Source organism: Cypionkella sp., assembly GCF_034376685.1.
Lineage (GTDB): Bacteria > Pseudomonadota > Alphaproteobacteria > Rhodobacterales > Rhodobacteraceae > Cypionkella.
This window is the reverse complement of record NZ_JAXMJJ010000084.1, coordinates 16402-31258: the sequence shown is the minus strand read 5'-3', so window position 1 is coordinate 31258 and position 14857 is coordinate 16402. Positions and strand designations below refer to the sequence as shown.

12 protein-coding genes are annotated in these 14857 nt (G+C 59.3%); 2 read left to right on the top strand and 10 right to left on the bottom strand.

The genetic code is table 11. The annotated features are described in order from the left end of the window. Positions 1-85: 85 nt before the first annotated feature. The 10 genes from U1A24_RS16125 to U1A24_RS16080 form a co-directional block, all read right to left on the bottom strand. Positions 86-2719 (bottom strand): AAA family ATPase, encoded by a 2634-nt coding sequence (locus tag U1A24_RS16125; RefSeq protein WP_322323003.1) that lies wholly within the window; start codon positions 2717-2719, stop codon positions 86-88. Next, a complete protein-coding gene (locus U1A24_RS16120; protein ID WP_322323002.1) occupies positions 2716-3840 on the bottom strand; it encodes a metallophosphoesterase family protein in 1125 nt (374 codons plus the stop codon). The genes U1A24_RS16125 and U1A24_RS16120 overlap by 4 nt, the downstream gene beginning before the upstream one ends. A gap of 157 nt (positions 3841-3997) precedes the next feature. Then, the gene (locus tag U1A24_RS16115) at positions 3998-5323 is read right to left on the bottom strand and encodes an McrC family protein (RefSeq protein ID WP_322323001.1); all 1326 of its coding nucleotides are present in this window, start codon (positions 5321-5323) and stop codon (positions 3998-4000) included. Continuing rightward, on the bottom strand, positions 5320-7824 hold the full coding sequence (locus U1A24_RS16110; protein ID WP_322323000.1) for an AAA family ATPase: 2505 nt from the start codon (positions 7822-7824) through the stop codon (positions 5320-5322). Before U1A24_RS16110 ends, U1A24_RS16115 begins: the two co-directional genes overlap by 4 nt. Before the next feature lie 403 nt (positions 7825-8227). Next, a complete protein-coding gene (locus U1A24_RS16105; RefSeq protein WP_322322999.1) occupies positions 8228-8935 on the bottom strand; it encodes a metallophosphoesterase in 708 nt (235 codons plus the stop codon). Further along, complete coding sequence (locus U1A24_RS16100; RefSeq protein WP_322322998.1) at positions 8928-10172, bottom strand: MBL fold metallo-hydrolase; 1245 nt, start codon at positions 10170-10172, stop codon at positions 8928-8930. The genes U1A24_RS16105 and U1A24_RS16100 overlap by 8 nt, the downstream gene beginning before the upstream one ends. Further along, a complete protein-coding gene (locus U1A24_RS16095) occupies positions 10169-11230 on the bottom strand; it encodes a hypothetical protein (RefSeq protein ID WP_322322997.1) in 1062 nt (353 codons plus the stop codon). Before U1A24_RS16095 ends, U1A24_RS16100 begins: the two co-directional genes overlap by 4 nt. An 83-nt stretch (positions 11231-11313) precedes the next feature. Next, a complete protein-coding gene (locus U1A24_RS16090; RefSeq protein WP_322322996.1) occupies positions 11314-12342 on the bottom strand; it encodes a PD-(D/E)XK nuclease family protein in 1029 nt (342 codons plus the stop codon). Between the two features lie 81 nt (positions 12343-12423). Beyond that, a complete protein-coding gene (locus U1A24_RS16085; RefSeq protein ID WP_322322995.1) occupies positions 12424-12591 on the bottom strand; it encodes a hypothetical protein in 168 nt (55 codons plus the stop codon). Next, positions 12588-12986 carry a hypothetical protein gene (locus tag U1A24_RS16080; RefSeq protein ID WP_322322994.1) on the bottom strand — a complete coding sequence of 133 codons (399 nt, stop codon included), beginning with the start codon at positions 12984-12986 and terminating at the stop codon, positions 12588-12590. The genes U1A24_RS16085 and U1A24_RS16080 overlap by 4 nt, the downstream gene beginning before the upstream one ends. Positions 12987-13131: 145 nt before the next feature. On the opposite strand from U1A24_RS16080, the gene U1A24_RS16075 reads away from it, so the two are divergent. Together U1A24_RS16075 and U1A24_RS16070 are read left to right on the top strand one after the other, a co-directional pair. Continuing rightward, on the top strand, positions 13132-14067 hold the full coding sequence (locus tag U1A24_RS16075; protein WP_322322993.1) for a WYL domain-containing protein: 936 nt from the start codon (positions 13132-13134) through the stop codon (positions 14065-14067). Positions 14068-14143: 76 nt separating this feature from the next. Next, on the top strand, positions 14144-14839 hold the full coding sequence (locus U1A24_RS16070; RefSeq protein WP_304925860.1) for a HEPN domain-containing protein: 696 nt from the start codon (positions 14144-14146) through the stop codon (positions 14837-14839). Positions 14840-14857: the final 18 nt, after the last annotated feature.

The following is a 14857-nucleotide window of genomic DNA, read 5'->3' as shown; positions in this document are numbered from 1 at the left end:
TTGTGGGCGTTCGGCCAGCAAGACTAGCAAAACACTATTTTTTTCTTTGCCCCGGTTGTCACTGCATTGCCACAACCCAAAGCCGTCATGCGGGCGTCACAACCACCTTGGCGCGCTCGCCGCCTAGCGCAGCAAAGGCGCGTTGACGGCAGGTCAGCACCAGAATTTGCTGATCTTTCGCCACGCGGTGTAGGGCGGTGAACATCGCCTCGATGCGGTCATCGTCGCTGTGAACCAGCGCATCATCAAGGATCACCGGCACGGTTTGACCGCCGCGCGCAAACAGCCGTGCGAAGGCAAGCCGTGTGAGGATCGCCAGCTGCTCGCGGGTGCCACCCGACAGGATATCCAGCGCTTCGGGCTGACCGTCGCGGGTCAGCGCCACCGGCAGCAGGCTTTGATCATCAATCTGCAAGGCGGCGCCGGGATGCAGGATAGCAAGCAGCGGTTCCAACTCACGCATCACTGGGCCGAAATATGCGTCGCGCGCTTTGGCGCGGGCATCTTCCAGCGAGCGGCGCAGACGGCTTAACGCCTGCACTTCAGCCTCGTATCGCGCCGCACGCGCTTTGGCGGCGCTGCGGGTGCCGGTGATCTCGTCCAAGGTTTCCTCGATGCCTTGCTCGGCCAACAACTCGATCCGGGTGTTCAGGCCGACCAGTTCCTCGCGCAGCAGATCGGCTTCACGCCGCGACTGATCGCTGGCAGAGCTTGCCCGCGCCAGCCGCGCGGCTGCCGTTTCCAGATCAGGAGCGTCGGCCTTAAGCCGCGCCGAAAGCGCCGTCACTTCTGCCGCGCGTTGCTTCAAATCGGGCAAAGCCACCCGCAGATCGGTTAAGGCTTGGGCCAAAGCCGCCAGATCTCCCGCCTCATCCGCAGCCTCTATCGCCGCGCGTTCGGCGGATTTCTGATCGGCCTCGGTCTGGGCGCGATGCTCGCCCGCCGCCACAGCCAAAGCATGCGCGGTTTTGGCGGTGGCCAGCTGTTCGGCCGCTGTCACTTCCGCAGCGGTGACCAAGGCTTCCAACGCGGCGGCGTCTTCGGCGGGGCCGTCCGCATCGCCCGCCTCGGTTTGCGCCGTGACATGCGCTTGACGGAGTGCGTCCACGCCGTCAGGTGCGACATCGGCCAAAAGCAGCGCGGTTTGCTGCAAGGCCCCGTCCAGCCGCTGCGCATCTGCTAGCTGCCTGCGGGCGTCGGCAAGATCCGCCGCCCCACAGCCCGCAAGGTGTTTGGCAAGCGCTGCCGTCACCTCGGCCAAGCCGGCGCCAAGATCAGCGCCGCGTGCAGCGCCGGGGTCAATCCGTAGGCATCCCAAGCCGGGAAGATCGAAATCGGTCGGATTATGCAACTTTTGCGGCGCATCATCGACCACACCCGCAGGTGTGACCGCCCGCGCGGCCCCGCTATAGCTGAACTGCAACGTCACCGCTTGGGCTTCGGATTGTGCGGTCAGCCGATCAAGCAGCGTCTGGGATTTTTCCGCTGAAGCAATGGCTTGCGGTGTGACCTTTAACAAGCTTCTCAAGGCACGGTCGGCTTGCAGGTGCTGCTGCAATTCCATCGCGCGGGCCAACAAGCGCGCCAACTCTCCCGCTCTCTGTCGGGCAGAGTTTGCCATTTGCGCCTTTTGCGCGGCCGCCAGACGTTGCCGCAAGCCGCGCACCTGCACAGCGGCGGCGTCGGCGGTTTCAGCAGCGCTGCGATGCCTCGCTGAGATTTCCTCGGCGCGCGTAAGTGCCAGACTGGCCTTGTCCACTGCGGTTTTTTGCGCCGCAGCCGCCACCCGCACCCGTTCAGACAGGCGCTCCAACCGGGTGATATCTTTGGATGCGACATCCACCGTCAGATCGGCGAGCGTCAGATCACGCGCGGTGGCCAGCAGTTTCTCGGCATGTGCCACAGCGGATTGATGTGCCGCCCGCGCCTCGGCAACAGCAGTGTCACGCGCGGCGACGGCTTGGGGATGCGCCAAAGCTGCTTGGCTGCGCATCACCTCGCTGCGCCGCCGCAGACCGTCGCCCAGTTGCAGCATCTTCGCGCGCAGACCATGTTCTTGCGCATCCAGTATCGCGGCTTCATCCACTGCGCGCGCCCATTCACCACCGGCTTTCGGCTTGCCGGTTGTGGTAGCCAACCGCGCCAGCGCCGCATTGGCGCGGTCCAGCACGCCATCCATCCGACGCCCGCCGGTCATCATATCAATCTCGCCCGCGACCGACGACATCAGATCGCGCCGCGCCGCAAGGCCGCGTTCGCGCTCGCGATTATCTTCGGCGCTGCGGCCTTCGGGTTCCAGCCCCATCAGCCCCTGCCGGACCCACAACAGCCCCGACGGCCCCGCAAGCCCTGCTCCGAGCAGCTGCGATATCCACGCCTCGGCCTCGTCATCCAGCGCCACAATGCGGCCATTGGCATCGTTGACGCGGGCGGTGGCGCGTGACAGCCAGCGCTTGGTGATTTGAAAGCGCCCCTCTGGCAGATCAACCTCGACCGTGACTTCCGGCGCACCGCCCGCATGCGGTTGCAACGCCTTGACCGGAGCTTTGCTGCTGCGGTGCTTTTCGAAGAACAGCGCGTGAAGCGCATCGAAAAAGGTGGATTTGCCGAATTCATTCGGTTCGGACAGCACAGTGATGCCATCGCCAATGCCCGACAAGCTGGCGCGACGGCCTGCGAAATGGCGGACGTTGCTTAACTCAATCGCGCGGATCTTCATGGCCGTTCCTCTTGCGCGTAGGCATATAGCCGCGACAGCGCACTTGCGGCGACATCGCGGGCTGTTTGCGCAAGGCTTGAGTCGTTGGCCTCTGCCATAAGCGCCTCGGCGGCCTGACGCAGCGCCCCAGCGCGGTCGATTAGGTCCAGATCATCGGGGCGCGCGTCAACCGCCAAAGCCGCAAGATCGCTGGAAAACCAGCCGAAATCGGGGGCAATGCGCGCCAGCTCGGCCTCAAACGCCGCGCGTTCGGCCAAGGCCAGGCGGCCCGTCGCGGCAAGCCGGATCAACTGATCGCGCCGCCCCTGTGGCGCGGGCAGACTGTCTTGCAAGCGGGACAGCACATCATCCCCCGGCAGCAGATCAAGGCTGGTTGCGATCCAAACCAACGCCCCAGTTTCAACCACGGTCACGCTCGGCACAGCGCCCGGCCCCTCCACCGCAACCAGCAACGCCCCCGGCGTCAGCGCATGTTTGAAGCCGTCGCATTCCGGCGTGCCCGAATACCACGTCGACAGGTTCACCTGCATCCGGCCATGCCAATCGCCAAGCCCCAGATAATCCAAGCCCGAGCGCGCAGCCCGATCTGGTGGAATGATGCCCGCAACGCCTTCCTCGCCCGAAAAATCAGTGATCGCGCCATGCCCTAGGCCGATGCGGATCACAGCCTCGGGCGTTGCCGCAGCCATCGCCTCGGTCAGATCGCGGCCCGGACGGCGCTGGGTGCAAGGCGCTGGCAGCAGATAGGCGTTGAGCGCAAGGGGCAGTGGATCGGCTGTCAGGATCGGGCGCAGGTTGGCAGGACCATCGGCGGCGATCTTGCGCCAAAGCTCGGTGGCCGCCAGACTGTCATGATTGCCCGGCATCATCGCCCAGGTGATATCGCCCTCGTCAGCCATCGCACGCAGGGCGTGCCGCAGCGTTTCGGGCGCAGGTGTTTCCGCATCAAACGTATCGCCCGCCAGCAAGACAGTCGCCGCCCCGCCCTGCCGCGCCGCTTGCGCCAACCGGGCGATAGAGCCATGCCGCGCCTCGCGCAGACGGTTACGGATGGCTTCGGGATAACCGCCAAACGCCTTGCCCAGATGCAGGTCTGACGTGTGCAAAAACCGATAGCTCATGTGTTTTCCTTCTCAAAGCGCGACGCTAAAACAAGCCGTCCAAAATTATGCCAGCGGACGTCGCACACCACTCCAGCCACACAGGAGTTTGCTGGCCTAGCATGCCGCGTGTAGACGGCAGTCCGGCACCCAGAATCCAATACGATGGCCAAAGCCCTCACTCCGTTGTTCCGGTGACGAATGCGCCGCCCGCCAAAAGCAGGCGCAACCGATCAAGCATGTTCCGGCTATCGGACACATCAATGCTGGCTGTCTCTAGTATCACATCACTCCCGGAAATCTGATGCCGCGCGTGGATGGCTTCTACGTCCCCCAGCCCAGCGTGATGCGGATAAAGCAGCGTCAGCCGCGCTGCACCATATAGCTGGCTATACGCCATCATCTGATAAATGTCAGCCTGCGCAACCCCCTGTTTGGGATCATCAATCCGCGCCGAAAGCCGTTTCCACTTGGTATCAATCACATGCGTGACGATGCCAGCGCAGCGGATAAGTATATCGGGCTTGGTTTGGAAAAGCCCGCGCTGGCTGTCCTGTGCCGCCAGACAATAAAGCCGCCCGCCTTGCAACGAAACGCTGGTGCCCGTGCCCGCAACCGCGCGCATCAGCAGACGGCCGATATATTCTTCAAAAAGCGCATTCATCTCGAACAACAGCGCAGTGCCCTGCCCCGCGCCGCCCGTTGTCGATTGATACCGGTTTTGCAAGAAAAGCCGCGCCATGCCGAACAGTTCCTGCCAACGCCGATTTGTGCGGTCGATCACAACATCATCCCAGCGCAGCGCCGAGACTGGAACATCGGTGATCTCTGCATAAACAAAGGAAAGCTCGCGCAGGCGGCGCTGGTTGGCTGGGCTTCGCGACAGCCGCGAAAGTTGGCCAACCGCCACCTTCATGACGCGGTTGAGTGTGATGTCCTCGGACAGAATATCAAAGCGGCACGCCAGTTGCGACGGATTGACCGCATGCCGGGTGAACTGGCGCGTGGTGTTCAACGTGCCGCGCAGCGCCGCAAGATCATCCTCGTGCTGCAGATAGCGGCGCGGCATACCCTGACGGACCGCATCAGCGAGCTTTTCACAGAAAATCCGGATCAGGATTTCCAGCAAAGTTTCGCGCTGAAACTCCAGTTCGGTGATCAGCCCGGTGTCGATCTTCAGATCAAGTGCCACCGCCAGCATATGGATCAAGCGCCGCCGGATCGCAGCATTCTGCTGATCGGTGGTCTGTGCCGCTGGGGTGTCAGCGAGAATTTCAATTTTCGGCAGTATCTCCAACGTGCAACCCTGCACCGCCAGCACCCCAACCACACCGCGCGCCCGCAAGGCGTGGCGGCCATGCTCCAACACGCCCCCACCGCCCCGGCCCGCCAAGGACGATCCCGCAGCGACAGCCGCAAGCTTATCCGCCAGACTGGCCGGAATTTGCTGCGCGCCATCGCCGTAAGGCAAACTCTCCCATTCGCGGATGGTGCGGCGGATCATGGCGCTTGGAATTTCGCAAAATCGAAGTCTGACCTGACGCTCCAGCGCCATTTTTCTTCGCCCATGTCATCTGCTGCCAGACTGTCGGGGGGTGCAAGACGCTTGGCCTCTAGGAAATAGGTCTGCCCCGAACCAGCACGATCCCCCAAAACCGCAGCCACTTTTGACCAGTCGTCGTAGAAATATTCAGACAGCAGCGGAATGACCTTGTGCCGCATCACATCTTCAACGCCCGCTTTGTCAGTGCAGCCGGTGAAAAAACCGTGGCCGATCTGATGATCACGGTCAAACAGATATTCGATCCGCTCATTGAGGGTGGTCAGCAGCCTGCACAGATTGATGCCATCAAGGTTTTCCGCATCAAGGCCACGCGCGGCCAAAGCAGCGCGCAGGGCGCTCACATCTGGCATAAGTTCCTGAAACGTAAACCTTCGGCGCAGCGCCGTATCCAACAGCGCAATCGAGCGGTCAGCGGTGTTCATCGTGCCAATAATATGCAGGTTCGACGGCACGCCAAAACTCGTCGCCGAATAGGGCAGCCGCAACCGCACTTCATTTAGACACCCCAGACGCTTATCGGCCTCTAGCAAAGTGATCAACTCGCCGAACACTTTGGAAATATTGGCGCGGTTGATCTCATCTATGACCAAGACGAAGTCACGCGCCCCTATGGTGGGTGGCAGGGCATCACGATTGTAGACAATGCTTTCCAACCCGTCCCAGTCGATTGACGTTTCATCCAGCTTGTAGATTGGCTGAAACGAGCTGAATTGTTCGGGATAGAAGGCCGATCTGTCCGCGCCCTCGAAATCAGACCAAATCCACTCCACGCTGCGCGCATGGGGGAATTCTTCCTCGGCCGCAATAAACTCGTAAGCACCAGTCACGCGCCCGATCGCCACAATCTGATTTTTGCCAACGGTGAGAACGACATAATCGCCGGTTTCAACGCCAGCTCTGAAATACCAAGTGCCACTGATATCCGCATAACGCCCATTCGCATCGGGATGGTCGTCGCGCCACCGCGCTTTGATCGCCTCGAACTGTTCATACTCCTCTGGCGACCAGTCGACTTTGCCGCCAAATCCCCAAAAAATCTTGCTGTCTTCAAGTGATTTTGCCAGTCGTGCCCGCCAATCGCTTCCGATCAAACTCAGCTTGAATAGGTTCCGATTTCGCTCAAGCCGACTTTCGGCTATGCTGCCCGTGTCAAGGCGCGCACGTTCGCTGATCTGCTTAAAGACCCCGGCGTAAGGTTTCAGACTGAAGCCAGCCGATGCAGGCGCCTCTGACTCAGTGTCATCTTTGGCTTTGTCGGTGGTCGGTCGCAGCCCCTCAACGAAATCCTCATAGGAAAACGATTGGTGAAACGTGACAAACTCGATGCGCCCCTCACTGACCAGTTTTCGGTAAAGCATCATCAGCCCAGCACGATCGCCCCGCAACGGCACGGCAATCGCGTCACCCAAGCAAAGGCGCACGGCTTCATAGGCTGTTGCGAAGGTCTTGCCGGTGCCGGGGGGGCCGTAAAGGATGGTGTTTGTGGGAGACGGCTGCTTGAATGCGGTATCTTGTGTCACTTTAGAGGCACTCCCATCTTGTATTAGATTGTAAGTAAAAGTTGTCGAAGTGCTTTGGTCCGGGCCTGCCTGATCAGGAGGAGGGACATCTGCGAGAGTTTGAAATTTAAGGCCACGCAACGCTTGGCAAACATTGGGCCAAGCGTCGCTTAAGCCCATCTCATTGTTCAAAGTCCCCGCCCGAATGACAACTTGCGCATCACCGCGCTCGCGAGCGGGCGCAATGTAGTAATTCAAGGCACATAATCGGATTCGATGGGCGTCCCGAATCAAGTGCTCATACTTATCGGGAGGCGAAACGGGCCTGTCATCATTATCAACGATAATAAAACCTGAATTGTGAAGCTGAGCAGCGGCACTGGTTGGAAGGCTCCACCCGCCTTGAGGTTCACGACCAGCGCGCGCAAACGCGACGATCGGTTTTGTTGGGTAAACAGGGCGGGATCGAAGGCGTGTTGACCTCACCCAATAATCTCGAGGCTCACCAAAAGCGCTGAAAATATCGCCATGCTCCCCTGTCGCCCGATATCTCTCATATGCATCAATCGCCTCCTCGACAGCTTGCCTAGACAACGTTACGGCGATCTCGCCAACTCTCCCGGCATTCGGAATACCTAGCGCTTGGGCGATCTCTTGGCCAATCTCGTAGCGCAGCAGTTTTTCTGCCCCATAACGCAAATAATTCACAGGCCCACCAGCCAAGGCCTTGCAACGCGCCGCAAGTCCGTCAACCAGCATCGCACGGGCAACCTCGAGGATATCTTCAGTATGAACTGCAGCATCGGCGTGATTACTCGCCCCCTTAGGCTTGATCTTAAACACTGATTTACCCGTCGCCCGGTCACCGTGTCGGACCGGCTGATACGCTACGCCTTCGGCATCATAAAATATAATACGTCGGGACTGTGTAAGTGCGGTCATAATTTATCCTTTAAACACATAGGGGATCGCCCTCCCTTGAAGCAATGCTGCACCGTCACTGTCCCCTAGCAGGCCCAAACCGATGCCCCGCCCGGGGGCCATAGCTAGGATCGCTGCATGCGCGCAGCCCATAGAGCGCTTCAGGTTTGAACCTGACAACAATGTGCGACCGTCGAGAATTTTCATTACTTCTCCAACATTTACCCAAAATCAATCGCCGAGGCGATCGTCTCGACGGACCGCAATTTCAGCAATAACCGAACAGGGTGACATTTTTTGGCATGGCCAAACCGCGCCACGAGAATAATTTCTGTGCTTTGCGTTTGCTTGGTGGCGGCTTTGCGGCCCTACGGCGAAGCTTAGCGCGTCAAGCCTTCAGCCAATCGCGCACGCTTGCCGCCGACTACAAGATTTGCGTTACCTTTGGATCCCAAGGCAATGGCACCACAAAACTCTCCTGATAGCCCAACGCCCGGAAATGCGTGTCATCAAACTGCGCGCCCCACCCGTGATGCCAGTGGCCGAACATCAACAACTGCGGCGCTAGAATCTGCGCCACTTCGGCAAGAAAGGCGCGGGTTCGGGTCGGGCGAATTTCCAAGCCCGGCACGGCCCTGTCGCTACTCATGTCTGCGTGCAGCGATTGGGCCACAAATTGTGGAGCATCGTGGCTGATCACAACCCTGATCTGTGTCTTGACCTTGTCCAGTTGTGACAAAATGTGGTCGGCCGCCCGTGCCGTTATCTCGGTATCCTCGCCGAGCAGACCGCCGTCAGCCCCACCCAGAAACAAAACCGACCCGGAAACCGCCCCATCCGGTAAAAACCCCGGTGCCGCATGGATCAGCGAGGGCGCGTCATGATTGCCACGCAGGAACCGATGTCTGGTATGCCTGCGGTGAAACTGCTGCACCTCGCGATCTTCGCGGGGCGAAAAATGGCCAAACCCGTAGTCACCGACATGGATTGACGGCAGCGGCCCGCCAAAGCGCGCCTCCTCTCGGTCAATCAATGCGCGATAGGTGTCAATATCAGCATGCGTATCACCGATCACGATGGTCGGGATCAAGGGCAGACGCACCCGGCCCTGCGCATCATCCCCTTCAAACATAGACAGGTTGACCGTCTGCAACGCGGGCAAGACCGGTAAATCCTTGTCCTTCGTGGTCCCAGTTCGTGCCATGCACTGGCACAATCTGACGTGCCGCGATGGATGCCGCAAAGGCGCGCAGATCTGCCGGGCTGGCATGGCCGCTGGTGTGAATATACCGTAAATCTGCGCCACCGCTGCGGCACCACTCAACTGCGGTGGAGGGTTTGTCGAGATAGCCGCGCCACATCGACCAAACCACAGCATCCGCCGCAGTCGGGTCCACGCCGCTGGCACGATAGTCGCGCACCAAACCATCGCGCAGCATCACAACAGTCCGGCTGCCCTTGATCGCCCGCGCTGACATGCCATACTTGGCCATTCGATCCACGAACGCGCCACGCCCGGAATTCCGGTAGTGAATTGCAAGACCTCGTGTGATCACAACCTTCAGCTGATCCATGCCCGGACGTGGCAGGCGCGTGCCTTGTGCAATCGTGTCCAACACCTCTGCCGTGTAAAGGTCAATAACCAGAGTCCGCCCCGTCTTTAGCGCCGCCCGGTAAAGTGTTACGGTGCGGTCAATGTTCTGCCCAGACCAGCAACAGAACACCTGACCCTGCACGCGGCTGAAAAGTGACACGAAATCCGCCTCAAGCGATGCTTCAGAAATGACAGGCTTGTCGGTTCCAAGGTTGGTGCCTTCAAGGATCAGCAGATCAACGGTGCCAATTCCAGCCTGCATAAGCCGATCAACAAGGGCTGATTTTCGGCCATGCCTGCGAAAATCGCCGCTGTAAAGCAAGCGCTGGCCAGCGCCTTCGATCAGCAGCATATAGGCATCAAAGGCCGAGTGATCCGTCAGGATTGGCGTCACCCGAAACGCCCCAATGCTGAATGCACCGCGACTGTTCCAGCGGTTCAACACCCGCCCAAGTGGGGCGCGCGCCAGCCCCGCAGTGATCTCGATCAGCCTGGCCGAAGCAGCACCGCTCCACACCGGCCAGGCCAATGGCAGCTCGTTGATCAGCCCCCAATGATCCTGATGCGAGTGGCAGATCAGCACCGTGGCTTGCCCCGAGAGACCAAGCGTCCTAGGCAGCAACCCGGTTGCGTCTTTCGGGGCGTCGAGCGGCTGCCCGGCATCAAGGATCAGCCGTTCGCCATTGGGGTGACGGATCTCGATGCAAGTGCCACCAATTTGGTAGCCGCCACGATGCACCGTCAATTCAAGCTGCGTTGAGGTATTCCGGATCAAGGCAGTTTCAGCGCATCATTTGAGTTGACCATATGCACCGAAACCAACTTTTGGCCTTCGGGCAGGTGGCGTGGATCGGTCAGTCTGGGCAGATGAGCAGTGCAGAAATGTGTGTCAATCTTCCCGTCAGCAGGATCAGGGCGGTTGTCGATCAGCAAACGCACAGTCGAATCGATTCCCACCAGCTTTGACGGATCAGCCGCGACGGCACGAATGGCGGCAGCCAAATCAGGGATTGTCTTGCCCTCACTGGCCCAAACCGCTGCGGCGATCTTTTGCAATGCCACCAGAACCCGGCAGTTTTCCCGGTAAGCATCTCGCACCACGTCCAGCGATCCGGGCGCATCGAACCATGTCGCATAGTTGGCGAGTTGCGTGAAAACCTTTGGCGTGGTGGTGGAACGGATGCGCCCGTCCTTCACATGCTTGGCTTCCCAGAACACCACTTTCCATCCATCGCCCGATGGCTCCAGTGCCACCAAATCAATGCGCGGAGCCACCCGTTCGCTGGCGTCGTTTAGGGCCGGAAGTCCCATCTCCAGATCAATGATTTGTCCATTCGCACCGACAACAAGATCAACAAATGTCTTCTCGATGCCTTGATAGCCATGCGTGCGGCGGATCCAGCAGTCCAGATCACCCGAATCCGGGAAGGCTTGCGCAATCGTATCGAAACGGGTGTATTTCTGCGCATCGGCACCGCCAAGGTATTTATTGTGGATGCGCGCGGTAATCTTTGGACCGAAAGCAACCTTAGCCACCGATTGTCCGCCGCAATAAAAATTCACATAGCCATTGCGGATCGCAAGCCGCAGCTGAACTGGCCGAGCTCCCTCCGATTTTTTATCTCCGTTCTTGGGCTTCCAATTTTCAGTTTGGGCCGCCGTCCCGGCTGGCTGCCAGCGCAGCAACAATTCCCGCAACCAAGGATGCGTTTTCAACTGTGGATCAGCCTTCAAAGCATCTAAATTTACCGCCCGCTTGAAATCACTCATGCCTGCTCCTTCGCTATTAAAATCACCGCCGAGAATCACTTCGCAAGCCGTCAGCCGATACATCGCACTGAATGGTGTCAATTCTTGTCATGGCACGCGTAGCTTTCGCATTACCATCGGCTGAAAATCATAAGTCCTTGTGAAACCTAAACTTTCGGCACCAAGTTTGACCACCTGTGCACGGTCTGCTCGCGGCTGGCAATCCAATCGCGCAGGTCACGCGTCGCAAGAATGCCTGTCCGCACGGCGTCAATCTGCGCGTCGAAATCAATAAAGTGATCCAGTTTTGGCGTTTCCCGAACCAACATCAGACCAGCGCGGCCCGCATTACGCTTGTTGATCGACGGGATGACACGGATGCCGGTTCCGGCGAGATCGGCAGAGATCATCGCCACCATTTCATTGAAGTGATCGCCCCAAGTGTAAAAGCAAATATTGGCATTGCCTTCGCGCAACTGATGCACAATCCGCATCTGCGGCAGGAAAGCCCAATTCGGCAGGCTTGCAGGACCAAAAATCATCGTCACACTGTCTGCCGCACTTTCACGCAACATTGACGGGCCGGGCACCAGCTCTGGCGCAATTTCGCGTGCCAATGCGACGTAGCGTTCGGTGAATTGCCGTTTGGCCGGATGGATCACTTGTGTATAGCCACGGCGCTGCTTATCAATCGCTTGCCGCATCATCCGCGCGCGATGGCCCAGCCGCGCAGCCAACTCTCCGGTTTCGCGCAGCACGCGAGCCTCGAAGAACGCGGCGAAACTTTCATAGCTCATGACGTGGTCAAATCCCTTGGAAAATATCGGATTCTCCGCACTGTAGGTCTTGGGACAAACTAGGATTGTGCGCACCAGATGATGGTTTGCGGCCTGTTCCTCAGCCTCCGCACGATAAGATTCTGCCTGCCGGGGCTGTTCCGAAGTGTCGAGCTTGTTCTCGATCAACAAAAGCACGTCGCCCGCCCCAGTCTGCACGCGCACCGAAATGTCGATCTCACGTCGACTATAGATACGGCGCACCGAATGAAGAACCGAGGCTTTCACAAAGCCAAGCCCCCCCAATCCGATGGCTTTCATCACAGTGGAGGCAAACAGCGTCGACGCCGCGAATTCTTCAACCAATAGCAAGTCGATGTCGCGCTCGGTGGCATGGGTTAGAACAGGGATTTCATTCATATCTTTGGCACTCAATCAATGGATATAACGGACAAAACACGCCATTGTGGCCTCAACCGGGCGTGAATGTGGAGAGCCGTATTACGGCTGATGAAAGATCAGGCCCCAAAGGAATAGCCCCAGTATCGCTAGGAGCCCGCCGCCCAGCATTAATAGGCAGAGCCCCCAAGCCAAATCGCCCAGAAACACGATAAGACGGAACGGGAACAAAATCAGCCGGACGAGAAACGCTTCCTTATCATCGCTCATTTCAGGCTCGCCCAAGCAGCAGCGCCTGCGGCACGTGCGTCGGCCACATGGTGAAAGCGCCCCGCCAATGCCACCCCCATCACCTCGACCGAATAGACCTCTTTGTCTTCAGCTTTATGCGTGGTGCGTTTCAGGATGGTCGCAACGCGGCGGGTGGCTTCGGCGTCGGCATAACCGTGACACTGCGGAAAATCAGCGTCATGTGACTCCCACCACAGATCGCCCTCCCGCTTAATGCGGGCAACACGGCGCCGCACAAACTCGGCTTCTATCCCAGTCCGCAGCCGTGCCGCATCGTCCCGCCCGCGCATTTCAGGTCGCCCAGTATTTTCCAACAAACCCTTCAGCGCTGCATCCGTCATACTTGGCAGTTCGGCAATTCTCTTCTCGATCATCATTTTTCCTCTGGCCCCCTTCGGCTTGGCGAAAGAATCACCTTTGCCACCAGTGCGATCAGGTCTAGCGTTCAGCCATGTCAGAACCTGTCATGGACCCGCGATGTCATTTTCCAAAGCTCAGGATCTGCTGCGTCTCGCACTGATGGCATCAGCGCGCCACGGCGGCGTCAGCCTTGAAGAAATCGCTGCGGAATTCACCATCTCGCACCGCACAGCGCAGCGTATGACCGATGCGATGGAGACGCTGTTCCAAACCGACACCCAAGACGGCCCCGACCGCAAACGCCGCTGGAGACTGCACGATCAGCGCCCGGCCCGCCTGGCGACACGCGCCGAACCCGCAATAGAGGCGCTGGATCTGGCCATCCGCGCCGCCCGCAGCGAAGGCCGCATTCCCCACGCCGACACCCTGTCGATGCTGCGCGATGAGTTGGTCGGGCGGATGCGGCCCAGTGACGCCCGCCGCGCCGAAGCGGATGCCGAGGCACTGCTGCAATCCATGGGCCATGTCGCCCGCCCCGGCCCCCGCGCCGTGATCCCGCCCGATGTGCTTGCCCCGATCACCGATGCTTTGCGCGGCCCGTTCCAACTCCGCGTCCGCTATCACAAGGATACCGCGCCGCGCGTGCTTGAACCGCATGGGCTGCTGCTAGGCCACCGCGCCTATCTGGTCGCCCGCCAACCGTCCCGCAGTGATCAGCTGATCAACTTCCGGCTTGACCGTATCCACGAAGCCCAGTGCTTGACGACAAGTTTCGCCATCGACGCGGGTTTCACCATCGAAGCACATGCAGCGCAGGCGTTTGGAGTCTGGCAGAATCCCGATCAGCTTGGCGAAGTGGCCTGGCGTTTCGCACCGGACGCGGCCGACCATGCGCAGGGTTTTCGCTTTCACCCCAGCCAAACGCTGGAACCGCAGCCAGATGGCAGCCTGATCGTGCGGTTTGAAGCCTCTGGCTGGCTGGAAATGGCTTGGTTCCTGTATCAATGGGGCGATAAAGTCGAGGTTCTGGCCCCCGAGGGCTTGCGCAAATTGGTCGAAAACCACCGCCGCGATGATTTTGACGGATTGCCGTGAAATTATCACCCTGATTTCGCCTGATTTATCGTAGCAACTGATTTCGCGTAAAGATTGTATGGGGACGAGATAGGGTATGCTGACATTCACAGCTTTGAAGGAAAAAGAACGCCATCTGCGCGCTGATTTCCCCGAAACCATGGGCCTGCGCGTGCATCGGGCGATTTCATGGATCGGGCGGGCGCAGAAAGAACCAGACGACCCGGATGCGGCTTTCCTGTTCCATTGGATCGCCTTCAACGCGGCCTATGCCGACGAGACAGAGTTTCAGTCGATCCCCTTAGGTGAACGCGCTGCTTTCACCGATTTCTTCAGCCGTGTGGTGCGGCTTGACACATCCCGCCGGATTTATCGCGCGATCTGGAGCACTTATACCGGCCCGGTGCGCCTGCTGTTAGAGAACCGCTTCGTGTTTCACCCGTTCTGGCAGCATACCAACGGCATCCCCGGCCATGAAAATTGGCAAGACCGCTTTGAGGCGTCGCGCAAGGTGTTCCACAAGGCGACGCAAGATGGCGATACTGCAAAGATGCTCAGCTTGGTGTTTGATCGGCTTTATGTGCTGCGCTGTCAGTTGGTGCATGGCGGCACAACTTGGGGCAGCTATGTCAACCGTGGGCAGGTCAAAGACAGCGCCGCGATCCTTGGCACACTGATGCCGCTGATCGCCGATATCATGCTAGACAATCCCACCGAGCCTTGGGGACGCCCGTTTTACCCGGTGATCGACGCTCCCGAGGCGGGCGTGTCCGGGTCAGCAAAACTTGGGTGACAGATTTTGCCACCCGTT

Coding starts and splice junctions, on each gene's coding strand:
- U1A24_RS16105 (WP_322322999.1), bottom strand. CDS start 8,935: ATGTTTGAAGGGGATGATGCGCAGGGCCGGGTGCGTCTGCCCTTGATC.
- U1A24_RS16110 (WP_322323000.1), bottom strand. CDS start 7,824: ATGACCGCACTTACACAGTCCCGACGTATTATATTTTATGATGCCGAA.
- U1A24_RS16075 (WP_322322993.1), top strand. CDS start 13,132: ATGGCATCAGCGCGCCACGGCGGCGTCAGCCTTGAAGAAATCGCTGCG.
- U1A24_RS16095 (WP_322322997.1), bottom strand. CDS start 11,230: ATGTATCGGCTGACGGCTTGCGAAGTGATTCTCGGCGGTGATTTTAAT.
- U1A24_RS16115 (WP_322323001.1), bottom strand. CDS start 5,323: ATGATCCGCCGCACCATCCGCGAATGGGAGAGTTTGCCTTACGGCGAT.
- U1A24_RS16085 (WP_322322995.1), bottom strand. CDS start 12,591: ATGAGCGATGATAAGGAAGCGTTTCTCGTCCGGCTGATTTTGTTCCCG.
- U1A24_RS16120 (WP_322323002.1), bottom strand. CDS start 3,840: ATGAGCTATCGGTTTTTGCACACGTCAGACCTGCATCTGGGCAAGGCG.
- U1A24_RS16080 (WP_322322994.1), bottom strand. CDS start 12,986: ATGATCGAGAAGAGAATTGCCGAACTGCCAAGTATGACGGATGCAGCG.
- U1A24_RS16070 (WP_304925860.1), top strand. CDS start 14,144: ATGCTGACATTCACAGCTTTGAAGGAAAAAGAACGCCATCTGCGCGCT.
- U1A24_RS16090 (WP_322322996.1), bottom strand. CDS start 12,342: ATGAATGAAATCCCTGTTCTAACCCATGCCACCGAGCGCGACATCGAC.
- U1A24_RS16125 (WP_322323003.1), bottom strand. CDS start 2,719: ATGAAGATCCGCGCGATTGAGTTAAGCAACGTCCGCCATTTCGCAGGC.